The sequence below is a fragment of the Paracoccus sp. Arc7-R13 genome, from assembly GCF_004010775.1.
GTDB classification, from domain to species: domain Bacteria; phylum Pseudomonadota; class Alphaproteobacteria; order Rhodobacterales; family Rhodobacteraceae; genus Paracoccus; species Paracoccus marcusii.
This window is the reverse complement of record NZ_CP034810.1, coordinates 2,038,196-2,058,981: the sequence shown is the minus strand read 5'-3', so window position 1 is coordinate 2,058,981 and position 20,786 is coordinate 2,038,196. Positions and strand designations below refer to the sequence as shown.

Sequence of the window (20,786 nt, the reverse complement as noted above, 5' to 3'; positions counted from 1 at the left end):
GGAATTAGAGGGGTGGGGGTTGAAGCGCAAGAGGGTTTGGACGAAAAAATCCCGACCGTCGAAATTTTTCGCGAAAGGTGCGGGACATGCTGACCATTCTGGGATTGCTTGCCGTTCTGGCACCTCCCGTTCCGGCGGTGCCGCCGCCTGCGGACATCCATCTGGTGCAGATGCAGCAGGACCCGGCCGACCGCATGTGGCGCACCCTGGACCTGGCCGCACTGATGCCGATCCTGCAGGAGGAGGCCGTGACCGAGGCCGCCCGGATGGAGGGCGAGGGGCTGATCGCCGGGGGCGGCCTGCCGTGGGCCCGTGTCGTCGCGCGAATCCACGACACCCCGCGGATGGAGGCGCTGTTCCGGGCGGGCGTCCGCGACGCCGCCGCGCGCATGGACCCGCAGCTGGTGGATCGGGCACTGGCCTTTCACGGGTCCGGCCTGGGCCAGCGGGTCATCCGCCTGGAGGGGTCCGCGCGGCGCGCCCTGCTGGAGGAGGGGGTCGAGGATCAGGCACGGGCGGACTTTGCCCGCGCCCTGCGCAACGGTGATCCGCGTGCGGAACAGATCGTCCAGTTGATCGACGGAGCAGACCTGATCGCACCCAATGTCGCGGGTGGCCTGAACGCGGCCATCGCCTTTTCCCGCGGCTATGCCGAAGGGGGCGGGTTCGACATGGCCCCGGATCAACAGCAGCTGATGGCCGATGCTTGGGCGCAGCGCGACCAGATCGAGGCGGAGGCGACGGTCTGGCTGCAGGGTTTCCTGATGCTGGCCTATGGCCCGCTGAGCGACGCCGAACTTGCGGATTATGCCCAGCACGCCGCATCGGCCGAGGGGCAGGCGCTGTCGCAGCTGCTGTTTGCGGGGTTCGACCGGGTTTTCGGACAGACCTCGTATGACATGGGCATGGCCGCGGCGCTTCGCGGTCAGGGACAGCAGCTTTGATCGTCGTCGTCGGCGCATTGGCGCAGCCGCAGCTGCGCGCGGTGCTGGGCCTTGACGGAACGCCCGTCGAGGTACCGGGTGTCCTGACCGGCGGCCACCGGGCGGGGGTCGTGCTTGACGGCTGGCCCGCGCTGCTGCCTGCGCCGGGGTCGGTCCCGGGGTTGGCCATACAGCCGACGCCGCAGCTGGATCGCTATGCCGCGGTGATGGGCCTGACGGTGCAGGAGGTGGGCAGGATGCAGGTCATGGGCATCGGACCCGGACCCGCCCCGGATCACGCGCCGATCGTCGACCGTGACGCGATCGCCGCCGAAATCGCGGTCCAGATCCTGCAGGCACCCAGCGGGACGGAGGCGGACCTGTTGGCATGGCGGCTGCCGATGATGGGAATCTGGGCGGGCAGCCGGCTGCGCGCCCGCGCATCGGCGCCGTCGGGGCAGGGAATCGTCCCGCAGCGTCTGGCCGATGCGTTGCGCGTTCAGCAGCGCAGTCAGCCGTTCCTGGGGTTCTTCGGGGTCGAGCGGCAGGTGCTGACCCATGCCCTGCATCAGGGCGGCGAGACCGCCCCCATGACCCGCGAGGCGTTCCTGTCGGGCGATGCTGCCGTCATGCTGCCTTGGGACCCGGTCCGCGACCGCGTTCTGGTGATCGAGCAGTTCCGCATGGCCCCCGCCCTTCGCGGCGATCCGCAGCCATGGCTGCTGGAGCCGGTCGCCGGTCGCGTGGACGCCGGTGAGACCCCCGAGGCCGCGATCCTGCGCGAGGCGCAGGAGGAAGCGGGGCTGCAAGTCACGCGGCTGATCCCGGCCTTCAACACCTATCCCAGCCCCGGCGCGCTGTGCGAGTTTCTGTATCACTATGTCGGCATCGCGGACTTGCCGGACGGCTGCGCCGGTGTCCACGGGCTGGATTCAGAGGCGGAGGATATTCGCGGCCACCTGATGGACCGCGAAACGCTGTCCGCGCTGGTGGATGCGGGACAGATCGCCAATGGGCCGCTGGCCACCCTGTCCCTGTGGCTGGACGCGCGGCGGGACCGGCTGCGGGCGCAGGTCTGAGGGGCAGGGCGGGGTTGCCCCTCCAACCCGGGGGCGTATAGGTAAATGGAAAGTCCTGCACCTGTGAACAAAGGGTCGATCGCCATGCGAATCTATTCTGATCTGGCCGACGCGATCGGCAACACCCCGTTGATCCGCCTGAACCGCGCCAGCGAGGAGACCGGCTGCGAGATCCTCGGCAAGGCCGAATTCATGAACCCCGGCCAGTCGGTCAAGGACCGCGCGGCGCTGTACATCATCAAGGATGCGGTCGCGCGCGGCGCGCTGCGCCCCGGCGGCACCATCGTCGAGGGGACGGCAGGCAATACCGGCATCGGCCTGGCCCTGGTCGGCGCATCGATGGGGTTCAAGTCGGTGATCGTCATCCCCGAGACCCAAAGCCAGGAAAAGAAGGACATGCTGCGGCTGGCCGGCGCGACCCTGGTCGAGGTTCCGGCCGCCCCCTACAAGAACCCCAACAACTATGTCCGATATTCCGGCCGTCTGGCCGAGGCGCTGGCGCGCACCGAGCCGAACGGGGCCATCTGGGCCAACCAGTTCGACAACGTGGCCAACCGCCAGGCCCATGTCGAGACGACCGGACCCGAGATCTGGAAGCAGACCGACGGCAAGGTCGACGGGTTCATCTGCGCGGTGGGCTCCGGCGGCACGCTGGCGGGCGTGGCCGACGCGCTGCAGCCCAAGGGCGTCAAGATCGGCCTTGCCGATCCCGAAGGCGCGGCCCTGCATTCGTTCTACACCACCGGAGAGTTCGACAGCCCCGGCAGTTCGATCACCGAAGGCATCGGCCAGGGCCGCATCACGGCCAACCTGGAGGGGTTCACCCCCGATTACAGCTGGCGCATCCCCGACGAGGAAGCGCTGCCCATCGTCTTCGACCTGCTGAAGGACGAGGGGCTGTGCCTGGGCGGATCGTCCGGCATCAACATCGCGGGCGCCATCCGCATGGCGCGCGAGATGGGGCCAGGCCATACGATCGTCACCATCCTGTGCGATTACGGAACCCGCTATCAGACAAAGCTGTTCAACCCCGACTTTCTGCGCGCCAAGGGCCTTCCCGTACCGGAATGGCTGACCCGTCCGGCGCCGGATCTGCCGCAGGTATACGAAGACTGAAAGGTTTCATGCGACATCTGATTGCAACGTTCCTGGTGGCGCTGCTGGCCCTGACAGCCGCGCCCGCCATCGCCCAATCCGTAAACTATGACACCTGGAACCAGGTCGCCGAACGCGCCGAGTCGCTGACCGCGAACCCCCAGGCCACCAACGAGGAGCTGGCCCGCACGCGGGCGCGGATCGTCGACTGGCGGGATCGGCTGCAGGAGGGTCAGAACGCCAACGGCGACCGCATCGCCACCCTGCGCAACCAGATCGAGGCCCTTGGCCCCGCGCCCGCAGAAGGTGCGACCGAGGACGAGGAGGTCGCCAACCGGCGGACCGAGCTGAACCAGCAGCTGTCCACCGCCCAGGCCCCCCGCATCGCCGCGACCGAGGCCACCAGCCGCGCCAACTCCATCATCGGCCAGATCGACGAGATCGTGCGGCAACGTCAGGCGCTGGAACTGGCCAAGCAGACGCCGTCTCCGGTGCTGCCCGCATCGTGGGCCGCGGCGGCGACGGACGGCCTTGCGCTGCTGGAGGGTGTCGGAGGAGAGGTGTCGGGCCAGAACGCGACGCCCGAAATCTGGGCCGACCTGCGTCCCCGGCTGCCCTATGTGGCGGGCTACCTGATCGCGGCGCTGCTGATCCTGACCTATGGCCGGGCATGGATCGTGGCGCTGCCCACCCGCCTGTCCAGCCGGGCGTCCGAATATTCCAAGGCCGTGCTGGCCTTCGTCGTGTCCCTGGGCCAGATCGCCGTGCCGATGGCAGGTGTCTATCTGGGCATCAGCGCCATCCAGGCCACCGGTCTGCCCGGACCCTGGACGACGCCGTTCCTGAATGCCCTGCCGGTGGCAGCGGTGATCCTGTTCGGCGGGATCTGGATGGCCCGTGCGCTGTTCCCGCGCACCGCCATCGCCTATACCTCGCTGCAGATGACCGAGGAGGCTCGCGTCTCAGCAGGTCGCATGGTCCAGACGCTGGCCCTGCTGATGGCCATCCACCACATCCTGTCACGCGCCATGCTGCCGCTGTCGGGCCTATATGAACAGGGCGAGGCGCAGGTCGGCCGCGTCCCCGTCCAGTTCGGAGAGGCCTCGGCCGGCGTCTGGCACCTGGTGCTGATCGTGCTGGCCGCGCTGGCGATGTTCCGGCTTGGCAACATCCTGCGGCGGCTGACGCGCGATGCCGTGACGCAGGACCTGTCCTATCGCCACTGGATCGCGGCCTGGGCGGGGCGTCTGACGCGCATCATCGCGCCGATCGCAGTGCTGCTGACAGCGGCCGGTTTCGTCAACCTGGGCAACCTTCTGGTCTGGCCGTGGCTGTTCTCGCTGGCGCTGGTGGGGCTGCTGATCCTGCTGCAGGACTTCACCGCCGACCTGTTCAACATGATGCAGCGCGGGGCCGAAGGCGCACGCGAGGGGCTGGCCCCGCTGCTGACCGGGTTCGGCCTGGTCCTGGCGTCGATCCCGATCTTTCTGATCATCTGGGGGTCGTCCGGCGCCGAGCTTGCCGAATACTGGGTCCGGTTCCGCCAAGGCATCAGCCTGGGCGGGGTGAACCTGTCGCCGGGCGCGATCCTGACCTTCCTGATCATCTTCGCCATCGGCTATGCGCTGACGCGCGGGGTACAGGGGATGCTGCGCACCTCGATCCTGCCCAAGACGCGGCTGGATGCGGGCGGACAGAATGCCGTGGTGTCGGGTCTGGGCTATGTCGGGATCTTCCTAGCGGCGCTGTTGGCCATCACCTCGGCCGGGATCGACATGTCGTCCTTTGCGATCGTCGCGGGTGCGCTGTCGGTCGGTATCGGTTTCGGCCTGCAGAACATCGTGTCTAACTTCGTCAGCGGGATCATCCTGCTGATCGAGCGTCCGGTCAGCGTCGGCGACTGGATCAGCGCTGGCGGCCAGCAGGGCATCGTCAAGAAGATCTCGGTCCGCGCCACGCTGGTCGAGACCTTCGACAAGACCGAGGTGATCGTCCCGAACAGCGACCTGATCAGCCAGCCGGTGACCAACTGGACGCGTCACAACAAGGTCGGCCGGATCATCATCCCCGTCGGCGTTGCGTACGGCAGCGACACGAAGAAGGTCGAGAATGTCCTGCGCGAGATCGTCGAGGATCACCCGTTGGTTTCCATCGACCCGGCACCGGCGATCCTGTTCCGGGGCCTTGGGGCAGATGCCCTGAACTTCGAGATCCGGGCGATCCTGGCGGATGTCGGCACGGGGCTGGGCGTGACGTCGGACCTGCTGCACTCCATCGTCCAGCGCTTTGGCGCAGAGGGAATCGAGATCCCCTTCGCCCAACGCGACATCTGGTTGCGCAACCCCGAGGCGCTGCCCGGTCAGTCGCACGGGCCCGCGTCGCGGAGCGCGCAGCCTGGTGCCCTGACGGCACCCACGACCGTCAGCCCCGAACTGACCCGCGATGACGCCGATGAGGCGCCGGGCCTGCCGGACGACGGTGACAGCCGCTGATCAACCCTCCGGGGCATGGGGCTAGGCGCCGCATGCCCCGGATCAGGCCACAATCCGGTCGGATTGGACGTCGTTGTCACCGTCGTCGGGCAACCCTTCGCGCGACAGCATCACGGCAACGCCCCGCAGCCAGGGGATATGGGCGCAGATGATCATCAGCGCGACCATGATCGGAACCGCCAGGAACATCCCCGGCACCCCCCAGATCGCCCCCCAGAAGGCAAGCGACAGAATGATGCCGAAACTGGACAGCCGCAGCGTCTGGCCCAGCAGCATCGGATCGATGATGTTCCCGATCAGGAACTGCGTGACCGCGCACAGCACGCCCACGATCACCGTGGCCGTCGGATCGCCGGTCAGCACGAAGGCCAGAAGGACCGCGATCAGCGTCGCGATGATCGACCCGACCGACGGGATGAAGTTCAGGACGAAGGTCAGAAGGGCCACTGCGGTAGCCAGCTCCAGCCCCATCGTCCAGAAGATCAGCCAGACGATCGAGGCCGTGACCGCGCTGACCCCGGTCTTGACCACCAGATAGCGGTTCACGCGGTGCATGATCGACGCGATGATGCGGCGGATCTGGCGCGCGTGGTCGGCGTCATTGGCCAGACGCTCGATCTTCAGCGGGAACCACACCTGTTCGGCGAACATGAATCCGACGAACAGGATCACCAGCACGCTGCCCGACAGCAGCCCGGAGGCCTGTCCCGCCAACGACCGGATCCAGCCGGTGATGTTGAAGTTGGTCAGCGCCGTGATGATGCGTTCCTGTGCCTCGGGGCCAAGACGCTCGGTCAGGGCGGGCAGGGCGGCCTGCGCCCGTTCGGCATAGCTGATCGCCAGGAACACCACCTCGTTCACCTGCGCGACGATGGTGGTCGACACCCACAGCAGCCCAAGCGCGATCCCGATCAGCGCCAGCGTGGTCGCCAACCAGTTCGGCACCCGAAGCCGGGTCGAGATGGCATGAATCGCATCCGACGTCAGCGAGAACAGGATGATCGCGATCGCCAGAGAGATCAGGATGAACTTGGCCTGTACCAGCATGAACATCAGCAGCGAGAATGCGATCAGCCCCAGAAACCCCGTCTGCAGGCGCTCTCTCAGCACGGTCTCGTTCGAATGGTCCAAATGACGCCCCTGCGGATCGGAAAAACCCGACCCCGGCGGCCGGGGTCGGGTCGATGATGTCAGTCCTGCGCGGGCGCGGTCTGGCCGGGATCGCCCTCGTCCAGGTCGACCGCGTCGCCCTGTTCGGCAATCCGCGCGACCGAGACGACGACCTCTCCGGCGGCTGTGTTGAAGACCCGCACCCCGCCCGCGCTGCGCGAGCGGAAGCTGATGCCCTGCACCGGGACCCGGATCGACTGTCCAGTCGATGTCGCCAGCATGATCTGATCAAAGCTTTCGACCGGGAAGCTGGCGACCAGCGGGCCGCCCCGCATGGCGCGGTCCATCGCCATCACGCCCTGCCCCCCACGGCCACGGACCGGATAGTCGTGGCTGCTGCTGATCTTGCCCGATCCCTTGGCGGTGATGGTCAGGATCAGATCTTCGGCCGCCGACATCTCGATGTAGCGTTCCTGGGTGACGGTGCCCTCGGGGGTGTCGTCATCCTCGTCCGCTTCGGCGCCGTCGTCCAACGCACCGGCAACCGCACGGCGCATCTTCAGATAGGCCACGCGTTCGGACGGGTCCGCCTCGAAATGGCGGATGACCGACATGCTGACGACCTTGTCGCCCTCGGCCAGACGGATGCCCCGGACGCCGGTAGAATCGCGGCCCTTGAAGACCCGCACCGCCGTGGTCGGAAAGCGGATCGCGCGGCCCTGCGCGGTGACCAGCATCACGTCATCCTGCTCGGTCGCCATCCGCACGTTCACCAGCGTGACGCCCTCGGGCAGCTTCATCGCGATCTTGCCGTTCGCGCGCACGCTGCCGAAATCGGACAGCGCGTTGCGACGCACGTCGCCGTCATCCGTGGCAAAGACCACCTGATAGTTGTCCCATTCCGTTTCCGGCGCATCCATCGGCAGCAGCGCCGCGATGCTGACGCCCGCGCCGATGGGCAGGATGTTGACCATCGCCTTGCCCTTGGAGGTGCGGCCCGCCAGCGGCAGGCGCCAGGTCTTCATCCGATAGACCATGCCGTCGGTCGTGAAGAACAGCAGCTCGGTATGGGTGTTGGCCACGAACAGCGTGGTGACCACGTCGTCTTCCTTGGTGGCCATGCTGGACAGACCCTTGCCACCGCGCCGCTGCGCGCGGAATTCGGCCAGCGCGGTCCGCTTGATGTAGCCGCCAGAGGTGATGGTGACGACCATGTCCTCGCGCTCGATCAGGTCCTCGTCCATCATGTCGCCGGACCAGTCGACGATCTCGGTGCGGCGCGGAACGGCGAACAGATTGCGGACCTCGCGCAGCTCGTCCGCGATGATCGCCATGATCCGTTCGCGCGACGCCAGGATCGCCAGATAGTCGCGGATGCTGTCGGCCAGCGACTGCAGCTCGTCCGTGATCTCCTTGACGCCCAGCTGGGTCAGACGCTGCAGGCGCAGCTCCAGGATGGCGCGGGCCTGCGTCTCCGACAGGTTGTAGGTCCCGTCCTCGTTCACCGGATGCAGCGGATCGTCGATCAGGCGCAGGTATTCGACGATGTCATGGGCGGGCCAGCGCCGCTCCATCAGCTTCTCGCGGGCCTCGGCGGCATCGGCGCTGCCGCGGATGGTGGCCACGACCTCGTCGACATTGCTGACCGCGACGGCCAGGCCGCACAGCACATGGCTGCGTTCACGGGCGCGGCGCAGCTCGTAGGCGGTGCGGCGGGCGACGACCTCCTCGCGGAAGCTGATGAAGTAGGTCAGGAAGTCGCGCAGCGCCAACTGTTCGGGCTTGCCGCCGTTCAGCGCCAGCATGTTGCAGCCAAAAGTCGTCTGCAGCTGGGTAAAGCGGAACAGCTGGTTCAGCACCACGTCGGGGGTCGCATCACGCTTCAGTTCGACCACGACGCGCACGCCGTGGCGGTCGGATTCGTCCTGGACGGTGGCGATGCCCTCGACCTTCTTCTCCTTGGCCAGTTCGGCGATCCGCTCGATCAGGGTCGATTTGTTCACCTGATACGGGATCTCGTCGATGACGATGGCAAAGCGGTCCTTGCGCGGTTCCTCGATATGGGTCTTGGCACGGATCATGACGCTGCCGCGACCTTCCAGATAGGCCTTGCGCGCCCCGGACCGGCCCAGGATCGTGGCGCCCGTGGGAAAGTCGGGGCCCGGGATGATCTCCAGCATGCGCTCGGTGGGCAGGTCGGGATCGGCGATCAGCTCCAGCGTGGCGTCGATGACCTCGCCCAGGTTGTGCGGCGGGATGTTGGTCGCCATGCCGACGGCGATGCCGCCCGCGCCGTTGACCAGCATGTTCGGGAACCGCGCCGGAAGGACGGTCGGCTCGCGGTCCTTGCCGTCATAGTTGTCCTGGAAATCGACGGTGTCCTTGTCGATGTCCATCAGCAGGAAGTTGGCGGGCTTGTCCATCCGTACTTCGGTATAGCGCATGGCCGCGGCCGGATCGCCGTCCATCGACCCGAAGTTGCCCTGGCCGTCCAGCAGTGGCAGCGACATCGAGAACGTCTGCGCCATCCGCACCAGCGCGTCATAGATCGCGCTGTCGCCATGAGGGTGATACTTGCCCATCACGTCGCCCACGGACCGCGCGGACTTGCGATAGGGCTTATCGGCGGTGTTGCCGCTTTCGTCCATCGCATAGAGGATGCGGCGGTGAACCGGCTTCAGGCCGTCGCGCAGGTCGGGGATCGCCCGGCTGACGATCACCGACATGGCATAGTCCAGATACGAGGTCCGCATCTCGGCGCTGATGTCGATCATGGGGCCGTCGTGATGCATCACGACGCGGCCCGCGGCACCGTCTTCGGGGGTTTCGGGCAGATCGTCTTCTGGGGTGTCGGCCACGGGTATTCCTCAACATCTAGTTGGGGTTCGGTATAGCCGAGCCTGCCGCAGGGGGCAATCGCGCCCCGCCTCCAAGGTCAGGAAATCACGCCTTGCGGGGGTCTCAGGCGCCCTTGCGCGCGGCCACTGCCCACAGGCCCGCCAGACCCGCCGACAGGATCGCGTTCCAGCCCGCCATCGACACGCCCATGAACTGCCACGCGATCTCGTCGCAGCGGACCACGGGGGCGGATTGCAGGCGGGCCATCAGGTCCTGCGTGGTCATCCGCGACAGATCGCCCACGCCGCCCGAACAATGCGCCGGTCCGGCCCACCACGTCATCTCGACCCCGACGTGATAGATCGCAAGCCCCATCGCCGCACCCGCCGCGATCATCCCCAGAACCGCCAGCGCCCGCACCCGGCCGGTCAGCCAGATCAGCGCCGCGATGCCAGCCGCCGCCACATGCGGCCAGCGCTGCAGGATGCACAGCTCGCACGGGGCATAGCCCGCCGCCTGGAAGCCAAGCGCCGCGATCAGCAGCAGCGCGGACCCCGCGCCCGCCAGAAGGGAAAGCCTGATGCCCGTCACAGGTACCTCACCGTCGCAAAGCCGCCTATCAGGCAGGCCATGAAGATGGAGAACATCAGCCCAAGCCGACGTTCGATGAAATCGCGAATCGGCGGCCCGAACCGCCACAGCAGCCCGGCCACGACATAGAACCGCCCTGCGCGGCCGATAATGCTGGTCAGCACGAACAGGGGCAACGAAAAGCCCACGGCGCCGGAAAAGATGGTGATGACCTTGAAGGGAAAGGGCGTCAGCGCCGCGACCAGCACGGCCCAACCGCCAAACTCGGCAAAGCGCGCGGCCAGGTCGTCGAACGCGGCCTCCTTGCCGTACATGGTCAGAACCCACATGCCGACGCTGTCCATCAGGACCGCGCCGATCGCGTATCCCAGCAGCGCGCCCAGAACCGACCCCGCCGTGGCGATGAAGGCAATGGCCCAGGCCCGCGCCCGCTGCGCCAGCACCATCGGGATCATCAGCACGTCGGGCGGGATCGGAAAGACCGAACTTTCGATGAAGCTGACCGTGAACAGCGACGCGTTCGCGTGGCGATGCGACGCCAGCCCCATGGTCCAGTCGTATAGCCTGCGCAGCATGTCCGCCCCTTTGTCCGTGCCCCGTGCATCCCCCCGCAGGGCCGTCGCGTCAAGCGCCTTGCACGCCCGTCGCGGCGCTGTGATGCTTGGCGGGAACCCCCGGCGGGGCGGGGCGTTCGGGGCGACAGCCAGCAGGGGGACCAGGGCATGCAGTGGCGCGGACGACGGGGCAGCGGAAATGTCGAGGATCGGCGGGGCATGGGCCGCGCCGGGGTCGGCGGATTGGGCGTGGCGGGCACGCTGGTGGTGCTGGCGGTCGGCTATTTCTTCGGGATCGACGTGACGCCGCTGGTCCAGGGCCTGGATCAGGGCGGCGGGCAGTCCACCGAACTGAGCCAGCGCGACCAGGAATGGGGCGAATTCGTCAGCGTGGTTCTGGCCGACACCGAAGAGGTCTGGCAACCCGTGCTGCAGCAGCAGGCTGGCGTCGCCTATCAAGACCCGACCCTGGTCCTGTTCAGCGGCGTGGTGCAATCGGCCTGCGGTGGTGCGTCGTCGGCCATGGGTCCGTTCTACTGCCCCGGCGATCAGCGCGTCTATCTGGACACCGACTTCTTCGACATGATGGCGGATCGCATGGGCGCGGGGGGAGATTTCGCCGCAGCCTATGTCATCGCGCACGAGGTGGGGCATCACGTCCAGAACCTGACCGGCACCCTTGGCGCCGCGCAGCAGCCGGGTCTTTCGGAAACGCAGGCCAACCAGTTGTCCGTCGCGACCGAACTGCAGGCCGACTGCTATGCCGGCATCTGGGCACGCCAGGCGCAGGAACGTTTCGGCACCCTGGACGTTGGCGATCTGGACGAGGCGATGCGCGCAGCAGAGGCCGTCGGCGATGACGTGATCCAGGCCAGTGCGGGCCGGACCCCCATGCCCGACAGCTTCACCCACGGCAGCGCGGCGCAGCGTCAGGAATGGCTGATGCGCGGGTTCGACTCGGGCGACATGAGACAATGTGACACGTTCGGTGCCGGGGCCCTGTGATCCCGACACCAAACAGACCGGAGGAAATGATGACCCTGATCCTGACTTTCGCGGGCCTTCTGACCGCTTTCGCCATCACCTTGGCCTTGGGTGCGCCCAAGCCACGTCCGGTCGCCATTCGCGATCGCGACTGACCGTCAGCGGGGCAGGCGGTGCGGTCGTTGGTCCTGCGTGGCCCAGTCCGGCCACCAGCCCAGCTTTTCCAGCGCCAGCAGCGCAAGCCCGATCGCGATCACGGCGATCACCAGCTTGACCATCTTGGCACTGGGAGGGTTGCGCGCCCATTTTGCCGCACGCAGCAGCCATATCATGTTCATCGCGCGTCCTGCCTGTTAAATCGGTGCCGAATCGAAACAGACGCCGCGACGAAACTCAAGAGCGATAGCCCGTGCCGAACCACCGCGACAGCCGCAACCTTCCCTACAGTGCCCGCCAGATGTACGATCTGGTGGCCGATATCGAAAGCTATCCCCAGTTCCTGCCTTGGAACAGCGCGGCCCGCATCCGGACGCGCACCACCCGCCCCGACGGCGCGGAGGAGATCGCCGCCGATCTGGTCATCAGTTTCAAAGTCTTTCGCGAACGCTTTGGAAGCCGGGTCGTCCTGTGGCCCGAGCAGGGCGGCGTCTGGAAGATCGACACGGAATATCTGGACGGCCCGTTCAAGTACATGCGCAGCGGCTGGTCCTTCAAGGATCGCCCGGAAGGGGGCTGTCAGGTCGAGTTCTTCGTCGATTTCGAATTCAAGAACGCGATCCTGCAACGCCTGATCGGCGTCGTCTTCCACGAGGCGATGTCCCGCATCGTCCGTGCTTTCGAGGATCGAGCCCGCAAGCTGTATGGATGACAAGGAAAAAGGCCGCCCGGTAGGGCGGCCTTCGTCATTCAGCTCAGCGCCGCTTTCAGCGCTTCCGCCTTGTCGGTGCGTTCCCAGCTGAACGCGGTCGCCCCGTTCAACGCATAGGGTTCGCGACCGAAATGACCATAGCTGGCCGTCGGGCGATAGATCGGATGCAGCAGGTCCAGTTCGCGGATGATCGCGAACGGGCGCAGGTCGAACACCTCGCGCACAGCCGCGACGATCCGGTCGACCGGCACGGTTTCGGTCCCGAAGCAGTTCAGGCTGATCGAGGTGGGCTCGGCCACGCCGATCGCATAGCTGACCTGGATCTCGCAGCGCTTGGCAAGACCGGCCGCCACGATGTTCTTGGCAACCCAACGGCCGGCATAGGCCGCCGAGCGGTCGACCTTGGACGGATCCTTGCCCGAGAACGCACCACCGCCATGACGGGCCATGCCGCCATAGCTGTCGACGATGATCTTGCGCCCGGTCAAGCCGCAATCGCCGACGGGACCGCCGATGACGAACTTGCCGGTGGGGTTGATGAAGAACTTGGTCGCATCCGACAGCCATTCCGCAGGCAGGACCGGGCGGATGATCTCCTCGATCACCGCCTCGCGCAGGTCGGCCAGGCTGATCTCGGGGTTGTGCTGGGTGGACAGCACGACCGCGTCGATCCCCTCGGGGCGGCCGTCGGCGTCATAGCGCAGCGTCAGCTGCGATTTGGCATCTGGGCGCAGCCAGGGCAGGGTGCCGTCGCGCCGCACCGCCGCCTGGCGTTCGACCAGACGATGGGCATAGGTGATCGCGGCGGGCATCAGCACGTCGGTCTCGTCGCTGGCATAGCCGAACATCAGCCCCTGGTCGCCTGCGCCCTGCTCCTCAAGGCTCTCGCGGTCGACGCCCTGGTTGATCTCGGGGGACTGCTTGCCGATGATGTTGATCACCGAACAGGTCGCCCCGTCAAACCCCACATCCGACGAATTATAGCCGATGTCGGTGATCACCCCGCGCACGATGGATTCCAGATCCACCCAGGCACTGGTGGTGATCTCTCCCGAGATGATGGCGACGCCGGTCTTGACCATGGTCTCGCACGCAACGCGGGCGCGCGCGTCCTCGGCCAGGATGGCGTCCAAGATCGCGTCCGAAATCTGGTCGGCGATCTTGTCGGGATGGCCCTCGGACACGGATTCCGAGGTGAAGGTCGAATATTCTGTCATGACATCAATACCGGTAATGGTCGGATTTGAAGGGGCCCTCGGGCGTCACGCCGATATAGGCGGCCTGTTCGGACGACAGCACGGACAGTTTCGCACCGATCTTGTCCAGGTGCAGCCGCGCGACCTTTTCGTCCAGCGCCTTGGGCAGGATGTAGACGCCGGGCTTGTAGTCGTCGCCCTTGGTCCACAGTTCGATCTGCGCCAGCACCTGGTTGGTGAAGCTTGCCGACATCACGAAGGACGGGTGGCCCGTGGCATTGCCCAGGTTCAGCAGGCGCCCCTGCGACAGCAGGATGATGCGATTGCCCGAAGGCATCTCGATCATGTCCACCTGGTCCTTGATATTGGTCCATTTGTGGTTGCGCAGCGCCGCGACCTGGATCTCGTTGTCGAAATGGCCGATGTTGCCGACGATCGCCATGTCCTTCATGGCACGCATGTGCTCCAACCGGATCACGTCGCGGTTGCCGGTGGTCGTGATGAAGATGTCGGCGCTGTCGGCCACATCCTCCAGGGTCACGACCTCGAACCCGTCCATCGCGGCCTGCAGCGCGCAGATCGGATCGACCTCGGTCACCTTCACGCGGGCGCCGGCGCCCTGAAGGCTGGCGGCCGAGCCCTTGCCCACGTCGCCATAGCCGCAGACGACGGCAACCTTGCCCGCCATCATCACGTCGGTGGCACGGCGGATGCCGTCGACCAGCGATTCCTTGCAGCCGTACTTGTTGTCGAATTTCGACTTGGTCACGCTGTCGTTCACGTTGATCGCGGGGAAGGGCAGCTGGCCGTTCTTCTGCAGATCGTACAGGCGGTGGACGCCGGTTGTCGTCTCCTCGGACACGCCGACGATCTGGTCGCGCATCTTGGTGAACCAGCCGGGCGACTGCGCCAGACGCTTGGCGATCTGCGCCTTGATGACGGTTTCTTCGTCCGACTGCGGCACGGGGATCACGTCCTCGCCGGCCTCGGCGCGGGCACCCAGCAGGATGTACAGCGTCGCATCGCCGCCATCATCCAGGATCAGGTTCGGGCCCTCGGGGAACTGGAACGAGCGATCAAGGTAATCCCAATGCTCGGCCAGGCTCTGCCCCTTGATGGCAAAGACCGGAACGCCCGCGGCGGCGATGGCGGCAGCGGCGTGATCCTGGGTCGAATAGATGTTGCAGGACGCCCAGCGGACATCCGCGCCCAGATGGGTCAGCGTCTCGATCAGGACGGCGGTCTGGATGGTCATGTGCAGGCTGCCGACGATCCGGGCACCCGCCAGCGGCTTGGCCTCGCCGTATTCGGAACGCAGCGCCATCAGGCCGGGCATTTCCGTCTCGGCGATGTCCAGTTCCTTGCGGCCGTATTCGGCCAGCGCAATGTCCTTGATGATGTAATCGGTCACGGCTGCTCTCTTCGGTCATTCACAGGTTGCAACCGGGATACCGCAAGCACCATGGGTCCGAAAGGGGCTAATCCGTCACATGCCGGCCATATGGGGTTGGCTGCTGCGCGCCATCCGATGCACGAAATCATGGGTAAGATGCTTGGCGGTGGTCAGGGAATCGCGTTCCTCGGTCCAATCCTTCAGGCGACCGTCCAGAACCAGCCGCGCAAGCCCCACCACATAGCAGCGCGCGGACAGGGCCAGCATCGCGATATCCTCGCGCGGGTGCAGGCGACCGGTATCGCGGGCCCGTGCCAGCATGCGCAGCGTCAGATCGGCGATGCTGTCGGTATAGCGGCGCAGGATGGGTTCGTGCCGCGCGTTGGTCAGATCGCAGTCCTGCAGCAGCCTGAACTGCGCGGGATAGCGGCAGGCCCAATCCAGATAGGTGTCGCCCAGGCTCAGGAACTGCGCGACGGGGTCGTCGGGATCGACGCGGACCACCGCGCGGGTGCAGCTGTCGATCAGCACGACCAGCGCCTGTTCGACACTGGCCACCAGCAGGGTGCGTTCATCGGCGAACAAGGCACGGACCCGTTCGACGGGTTCGCCGACGGCTTCGGCGATATCGGCAATCGTGGGGGGCTGGCGGCGTTGGTCCAAGACAAGCGTCATCGCGGCACTGATGGCGCGGTCGTGCAGACCCCTGGGGTCACGGCGTTCCGACAGGTGTTTCATCACGATGCAATCCGATCCGTTGCGGGGTGGGCCAAACGAAAACAGATGACTTGAATGTGATTTAGGGCCAGAATGCCCCAGAAAAGCAGCCGTGGAATCAGTGTAGCAACCAAATTTGTGCATCTTAAACGGGTGCGCAATTCGGATAATACAATCATAGCACGAAGTGTCGCCTTGGCGACATATCTAAATGGACAGGTCCGCGTGCCGGGGGGCACGCGGACCTGTGATTTCAGCAACCTCGCGGTGGATGCGTATCAGGCGCCGGACCGTGCGACGCGCTTGCGTTCGTGCGGATCCAGGTGCCGCTTGCGCAGGCGGATGTTCTTCGGCGTGACCTCGACCAGTTCGTCGTCGTTGATATAGGCGATCGCCTCTTCCAGCGACTGGCGGACCGGGGGCGTCAGGCGGACGGCCTCGTCGGTGCCGGAGGCACGGACGTTGGTCAGCTGCTTGCCCTTCAGCGGGTTCACCTCAAGGTCGTTGTCCCGGCTGTGTTCGCCGATGATCATGCCCTGATACAGCTCTTCCTGGGCGCCGATAAAGAACTTGCCGCGATCTTCCAGTTTCCAAAGCGCATAGGACACGGACACGCCGTTCTCCATGCTGATCAGCACGCCCTGGCGACGGCCCTGGATGGCGCCCTTGTGCGGCGCCCAACCGTGGAAGATGCGGTTCAGCACGCCGTTGCCGCGCGTATCGGTCATGAACTCGCCCTGATAGCCGATCAGGCCACGCGACGGGACATGGGCCACGATGCGCGTCTTGCCGACGCCGGCGGGACGCATCTCGACCAGGTCGCCCTTGCGGTCGCCGGTCAGCTTCTCGATCACCACGCCGGTGTATTCATCATCGACGTCGATGATGACTTCCTCGATCGGCTCCAGGCGCTGGCCGTCCTCTTCCTTGTAGATCACGCGCGGGCGGCTGATCGACAGCTCGAACCCTTCGCGGCGCATGTTCTCGATCAGGACGCCCATCTGCAGTTCGCCGCGACCCGAGACAACGAAGGCCTCGCCCCCGGGGGTGTCCTCGACCTTGATGGCGACGTTGATCTCGGCTTCCTTCATCAGGCGCTCGCGGATCACGCGGCTCTGGACCTTCTTGCCGTCCTTGCCGGCCAGCGGGCTGTCGTTGATGCCGAAGGTGACGCTGATGGTCGGGGGATCGATCGGCTGCGAGGGCAGGGCCTCCATCACGTCCGGGTGGCACAGCGTGTCGGCCACGGTGGCCTTGGCCATGCCCGCGATCGTCACGATGTCACCGGCCTCGGCCACGTCGATCGGGGTCTGGGTCAGGCCGCGGAACGCCATGATCTTGCTGATGCGGAACTGCTCCAGCCGCTCGCCGTCGCGCGACAGCGCCTTCAGCGTGTCGCCGGCCCTGGCGGTGCCCGCCTCGACGCGACCGGTCAGCAGACGGCCCAGGAAGGCGTCGGCGCCAAGCGTGGTCGCCAGCATCTGGAACGGCTCGTCCGCGCGGGTGATCTGCTTGGGCGGCTGCACGTGCTTCAGGATCAGGTCGAACAGCGCGTCCATGTTCTTGCGCTCGCCGTCCAGCGTCGCGTCGGCCCAACCGCCGATGCCCGAGGCATAGACATGCGGAAAGTCCAGCTGCTCGTCGCTGGCGCCCAGGTTGGCGAACAGGTCGAACACATCGTTCAGCGTCTCGTCGGGCTCGGCTGCGGGCTTGTCGACCTTGTTCAGCACGACGATCGGGCGCAGGCCTAGGGCCAGTGCCTTGGAGGTCACGAACTTGGTCTGGGGCATCGGGCCTTCCGCCGCGTCGACCAGCAGGCAGACGCCGTCCACCATCGATAGGATGCGTTCGACCTCGCCGCCGAAATCGGCGTGGCCGGGCGTGTCGACGATGTTGATGCGGGTGCCCTTCCATTCGACCGAGGTTGCCTTGGCCAGAATGGTGATGCCGCGTTCACGTTCGATGTCGTTGCTGTCCATCGCGCGTTCCGCGACGGCCTGGTTGTCGCGGAAGGAGCCCGACTGACGCAGCAGCTGGTCCACCAGGGTGGTTTTGCCGTGGTCGACGTGAGCGATGATGGCGATGTTGCGGATATCCATGACGGCCTTAATCTGTAGGTTTCGCGGCTGCCCTAGCCGATAAGGGCCGCGAATGCCAGCCCGCAAATGCGTGTGGCCCCCGACACGGGGGTCGGGGGCCATGCTTGTCACAGTTCCGTCGCGTCGGACGGAGACGTCCCGTCAGGTGCGGCGACGCGACAGGCCGCCCCAGACGCGACCGGCATCGCGGTCCGAACCGCCCTTGATGGCGCCCATCCAGGCGGCCAGACCAGAGACCAGCGACGACACGGCCAGGAACAGCGCGCTCCACACCGCACCGCGGCGGGCGGATTCGGCAGCGGCGATGGCGGCATCCTGTGCCTCCTGCAGCTGCTGTTCGGCCTGCGCCTGCAGTTCCTGGGCGCGCTGTTCGGCAGCGGCCACGGCTTCCTCAGCCTGGGTCCGCGCTTCTTCGATGCGGGCTTCGGCTTCGGCACGCAGGTCCTGGACTTGGGTCACGGCTTCCTCGACGCGGGCGTCGATCTGGGCCGGGGTCAGGTCGGTACGGGCAGCAAGCGCGTCGCGCAGATAGTCCAGATCGTCATCGGCCACCTCGCCCGTGCGCAGCACGGTGCCCAGGATGCCGGTGACCTCGTTGCGGATCGCCTCGTTCGAGAACTGATCCGGTGCCGCAGCCTCGCTGCGCAGCAGACGGTCGGTCACATAGTCCAGCGGATTGCCGCCCATGTCCTGACCACCAGCGGCCTCACCGGCGCCCGAAATCGCACCGCTGGCGAGCTGACCGACGCCACTGACGGCACCGCCAGCGATTTGGCCAACGCCACCGACGACGCCGCCGGCCAGCTGGCCGGCGCCCTGAACGGCACCACCCACGGCGGAACCTGCGGCCTCGACCGCGGTCGAAGCCGCATTGCCGGCCGCGCGAACGCCGCTGGAGACCGCGCCTGCGGCCAGGATGCCCGTCAGGATCATGCCGATTGCCCAAACGGTCAGGCCATGGATGCCGTCACGTGCATCCGTTTGGTCCTCACCGGAATGGGTGCGACGGCGCATCCGCCCCGACACGTATCCACCCAGACCATAGACGGCCACCATGGACGCGAAGGCGAACAGGCCGACCAGGATCAGGGCGAACGTCCCCAAACCTTCGCCCGGCTCTGCCGAGACGGAACCAAGACCGATGGCAGCCGTGAAGCCCGTGAAGACGACCGAGGCGCCCGCGGCGATGGCCGCACCGGCAAGGATGGATGCCCAGTCGACATGGGGGCGCGAGCCGGTGCCGGCTGCTTCGAGGTTTTCGTTCATGCTGTTAACCCTCAACGCAGGCCGAGGAACGACAGGACGAACAGGACGACGACAACCAGGCCGACAATGTAGATGATCGAGTTCATGGCATTTTCCCTTTGCTTTCGGCGTCTGCCGCGCCCGGGGGCGCGACACGGCGACGCATCTGTCAGCAAACGGACCACGCTGCGCGCAAGTTCCCTGTTGCACAGGAAAATCCGACCGGATGTTGCGCGGGTTCAACCGGCGGCGTGCAGCCAGCCCAATCCGGACTGGGTGGTTCGGACGGGGGCGTATTCCGCCGATACCCAGCCACGGTACCCCCAGTCGTCCAACTCCGCGAACAGGGCGGGATAATCCAGGGTGCCGACGTCAGGCTCGTTCCGGCCGGGATGGCCCGCGATCTGGATGTGGCGCACCAGCGGGGCGACCTTGCGCCAGCAGGCCTGCATGTCGCCCGTGATGACCTGCGCATGATAGGTGTCCAGCTGCAGCCCAAGGTTCGGCGCGGCGATGCGGTCGATGACGTCGATGGCCATGCCGTAATCGGTCAGAAAATAGCCCGGCATGTCGGTGTCGTTCACGGGTTCGATCGTCAGGCTGGCATGGGGGGCGCGGTCCGCGGCCCAGGACAGGTTCGCGACAAGGGTCTCCAGCGCCTGAGCACCCTCGGCGCGACCGGCCATGATGTGGATGTGACGCGCGCGCAGCGCCTGCGCCACGCGCAGGCTGCGTTCGAAATCGCGACGAAAGCGATCCTCCAGCCCCGGAACGGCGGCAAACCCGCGTGGCCCGCCGGCCCAGTTCGGCGGCGGCGCGTTGATAAGCACGATCGGCAGCGCCGTCTTGACCGACGCGCGATAGAGGTCCTGCGCCGCGATGTCATAGGGGAACAGGATCTCGACCCCGGTGAACCCGGCCTCGGCCGCGGCGGCAAAGCGGTCGATCATCTGCAGTTCGGTGAACAGCGTCGTCAGATTGGCTGCGAACTGCGGCATTCAGGGCTCCAGCGCGAAGGACTGTCCGCCGGACCGCACCGCCGCGCGCCCGTCGGGCCCGGGATCGGCCGCGGCCGCCAGACGGTAGAAGGTCTTGCGGTCGATCAGCGCCTCCAGCCCGCCGCGCACATGGACATAGGGCCGCGGAACCTCGGCCGTGCCGCGGATGATGATTGCGTGATCCGGGCCCGCCGTCACCCGTTCGCCCATGTTGGTGACGAAGGTGATCGCGTCCTGAGCGATGTCGGCATCGGTGACCAGAAAGGGCGCATCCTCGACCCGGATGCCGATCTTCTCGACCGGAGAGACCAGGTAAAATCGGTCGCCCTCACGCTTCAGGATGCTGGCGAACAGTCGCACCATCGCGGGGCGTCCGATGGGCGTGCCTTCGTGCAGCCAGGTGCCGTCCGCGCAGACGGTCAGGTCCATCTCTCCGCAATAGGGCGGGTTCCACAGATGCACGGGCGCAGGCCCGTCCTTGGCCGCGATCGCCGCGGCCTGGGCCAGCCCGTCGGGGTTCACGCTTTTGTCACCGTTTTCCGCCATTCGATCTGGTCGCCTGTGTCTGGACTGCCTATGCTTTCCTTAAACCAGCGCGGGGGCA

18 protein-coding genes are annotated in these 20,786 nt (G+C 66.4%); 6 read left to right on the top strand and 12 right to left on the bottom strand.

Going from position 1 to position 20,786, the window contains the following annotated elements; all coding sequences use genetic code 11:
- Positions 1-86: 86 nt before the first annotated feature.
- From EOJ32_RS10230 to EOJ32_RS10215, 4 genes are all read left to right on the top strand, one after another.
- Positions 87-944: a hypothetical protein gene (locus tag EOJ32_RS10230; protein WP_127898492.1), complete on the top strand. Its 858-nt coding sequence runs from the start codon at positions 87-89 to the stop codon at positions 942-944.
- Positions 941-2,002: an NUDIX domain-containing protein gene (locus tag EOJ32_RS10225; protein WP_127898491.1), complete on the top strand. Its 1,062-nt coding sequence runs from the start codon at positions 941-943 to the stop codon at positions 2,000-2,002. The genes EOJ32_RS10230 and EOJ32_RS10225 overlap by 4 nt, the downstream gene beginning before the upstream one ends.
- 84 nt (positions 2,003-2,086) lie before the next feature.
- Complete coding sequence (locus EOJ32_RS10220) at positions 2,087-3,118, top strand: cysteine synthase A (protein WP_127898490.1); 1,032 nt, start codon at positions 2,087-2,089, stop codon at positions 3,116-3,118.
- Between the two features lie 8 nt (positions 3,119-3,126).
- Positions 3,127-5,589, top strand: a complete 2,463-nt coding sequence (locus EOJ32_RS10215; protein WP_127898489.1) for a DUF3772 domain-containing protein — start codon at positions 3,127-3,129, stop codon at positions 5,587-5,589.
- 42 nt (positions 5,590-5,631) lie between these two features.
- Here EOJ32_RS10215 and EOJ32_RS10210 read toward each other — a convergent pair whose 3' ends face one another.
- The 4 genes from EOJ32_RS10210 to EOJ32_RS10195 all read right to left on the bottom strand — a co-directional run bounded on the left by EOJ32_RS10210 (position 5,632) and on the right by EOJ32_RS10195 (position 10,703).
- Positions 5,632-6,720, bottom strand: a complete 1,089-nt coding sequence (locus tag EOJ32_RS10210; RefSeq protein WP_240542403.1) for an AI-2E family transporter — start codon at positions 6,718-6,720, stop codon at positions 5,632-5,634.
- A 59-nt stretch (positions 6,721-6,779) separates the two neighbouring features.
- Positions 6,780-9,557 (bottom strand): DNA gyrase subunit A, encoded by a 2,778-nt coding sequence (gyrA, locus tag EOJ32_RS10205; RefSeq protein ID WP_371705397.1) that lies wholly within the window; start codon positions 9,555-9,557, stop codon positions 6,780-6,782.
- A gap of 103 nt (positions 9,558-9,660) precedes the next feature.
- Positions 9,661-10,128: a disulfide bond formation protein B gene (locus tag EOJ32_RS10200; protein WP_045980734.1), complete on the bottom strand. Its 468-nt coding sequence runs from the start codon at positions 10,126-10,128 to the stop codon at positions 9,661-9,663.
- Complete coding sequence (locus EOJ32_RS10195; RefSeq protein ID WP_045980733.1) at positions 10,125-10,703, bottom strand: YqaA family protein; 579 nt, start codon at positions 10,701-10,703, stop codon at positions 10,125-10,127. Before EOJ32_RS10195 ends, EOJ32_RS10200 begins: the two co-directional genes overlap by 4 nt.
- A gap of 147 nt (positions 10,704-10,850) precedes the next feature.
- Here EOJ32_RS10195 and EOJ32_RS10190 point away from each other — a divergent pair, with 147 nt between their 5' ends.
- Positions 10,851-11,687, top strand: a complete 837-nt coding sequence (locus EOJ32_RS10190) for a neutral zinc metallopeptidase (protein ID WP_127898488.1) — start codon at positions 10,851-10,853, stop codon at positions 11,685-11,687.
- 137 nt (positions 11,688-11,824) lie between these two features.
- On the opposite strand, the gene EOJ32_RS10185 is transcribed toward EOJ32_RS10190, so the two are convergent.
- Positions 11,825-12,004, bottom strand: a complete 180-nt coding sequence (locus tag EOJ32_RS10185; RefSeq protein WP_127898487.1) for a hypothetical protein — start codon at positions 12,002-12,004, stop codon at positions 11,825-11,827.
- Positions 12,005-12,075: 71 nt separating this feature from the next.
- Between EOJ32_RS10185 and EOJ32_RS10180 the strand changes: the two genes are divergently transcribed.
- Positions 12,076-12,534, top strand: coding sequence for a type II toxin-antitoxin system RatA family toxin (locus EOJ32_RS10180; protein WP_127898486.1), 459 nt, complete (start codon positions 12,076-12,078; stop codon positions 12,532-12,534).
- 38 nt (positions 12,535-12,572) lie between these two features.
- On the opposite strand, the gene metK is transcribed toward EOJ32_RS10180, so the two are convergent.
- From metK to EOJ32_RS10145, 7 genes are all read right to left on the bottom strand, one after another.
- Positions 12,573-13,751, bottom strand: coding sequence for a methionine adenosyltransferase (gene metK, locus EOJ32_RS10175; RefSeq protein ID WP_127898485.1), 1,179 nt, complete (start codon positions 13,749-13,751; stop codon positions 12,573-12,575).
- 4 nt (positions 13,752-13,755) lie between these two features.
- Positions 13,756-15,141 carry an adenosylhomocysteinase gene (ahcY, locus tag EOJ32_RS10170; protein ID WP_127898484.1) on the bottom strand — a complete coding sequence of 462 codons (1,386 nt, stop codon included), beginning with the start codon at positions 15,139-15,141 and terminating at the stop codon, positions 13,756-13,758.
- A gap of 75 nt (positions 15,142-15,216) precedes the next feature.
- A complete protein-coding gene (locus EOJ32_RS10165) occupies positions 15,217-15,861 on the bottom strand; it encodes a TetR/AcrR family transcriptional regulator (protein ID WP_167550349.1) in 645 nt (214 codons plus the stop codon).
- A gap of 257 nt (positions 15,862-16,118) precedes the next feature.
- Positions 16,119-17,939, bottom strand: a complete 1,821-nt coding sequence (typA, locus tag EOJ32_RS10160) for a translational GTPase TypA (RefSeq protein WP_045980726.1) — start codon at positions 17,937-17,939, stop codon at positions 16,119-16,121.
- Positions 17,940-18,080: 141 nt separating this feature from the next.
- Positions 18,081-19,205, bottom strand: a complete 1,125-nt coding sequence (locus tag EOJ32_RS10155; RefSeq protein WP_240542402.1) for a hypothetical protein — start codon at positions 19,203-19,205, stop codon at positions 18,081-18,083.
- Positions 19,206-19,423: 218 nt separating this feature from the next.
- Positions 19,424-20,182, bottom strand: a complete 759-nt coding sequence (locus tag EOJ32_RS10150) for a hydroxypyruvate isomerase family protein (RefSeq protein ID WP_045980724.1) — start codon at positions 20,180-20,182, stop codon at positions 19,424-19,426.
- On the bottom strand, positions 20,183-20,728 hold the full coding sequence (locus tag EOJ32_RS10145; RefSeq protein WP_127898482.1) for a DUF1285 domain-containing protein: 546 nt from the start codon (positions 20,726-20,728) through the stop codon (positions 20,183-20,185). It abuts the gene before it with no gap.
- Positions 20,729-20,786: the final 58 nt, after the last annotated feature.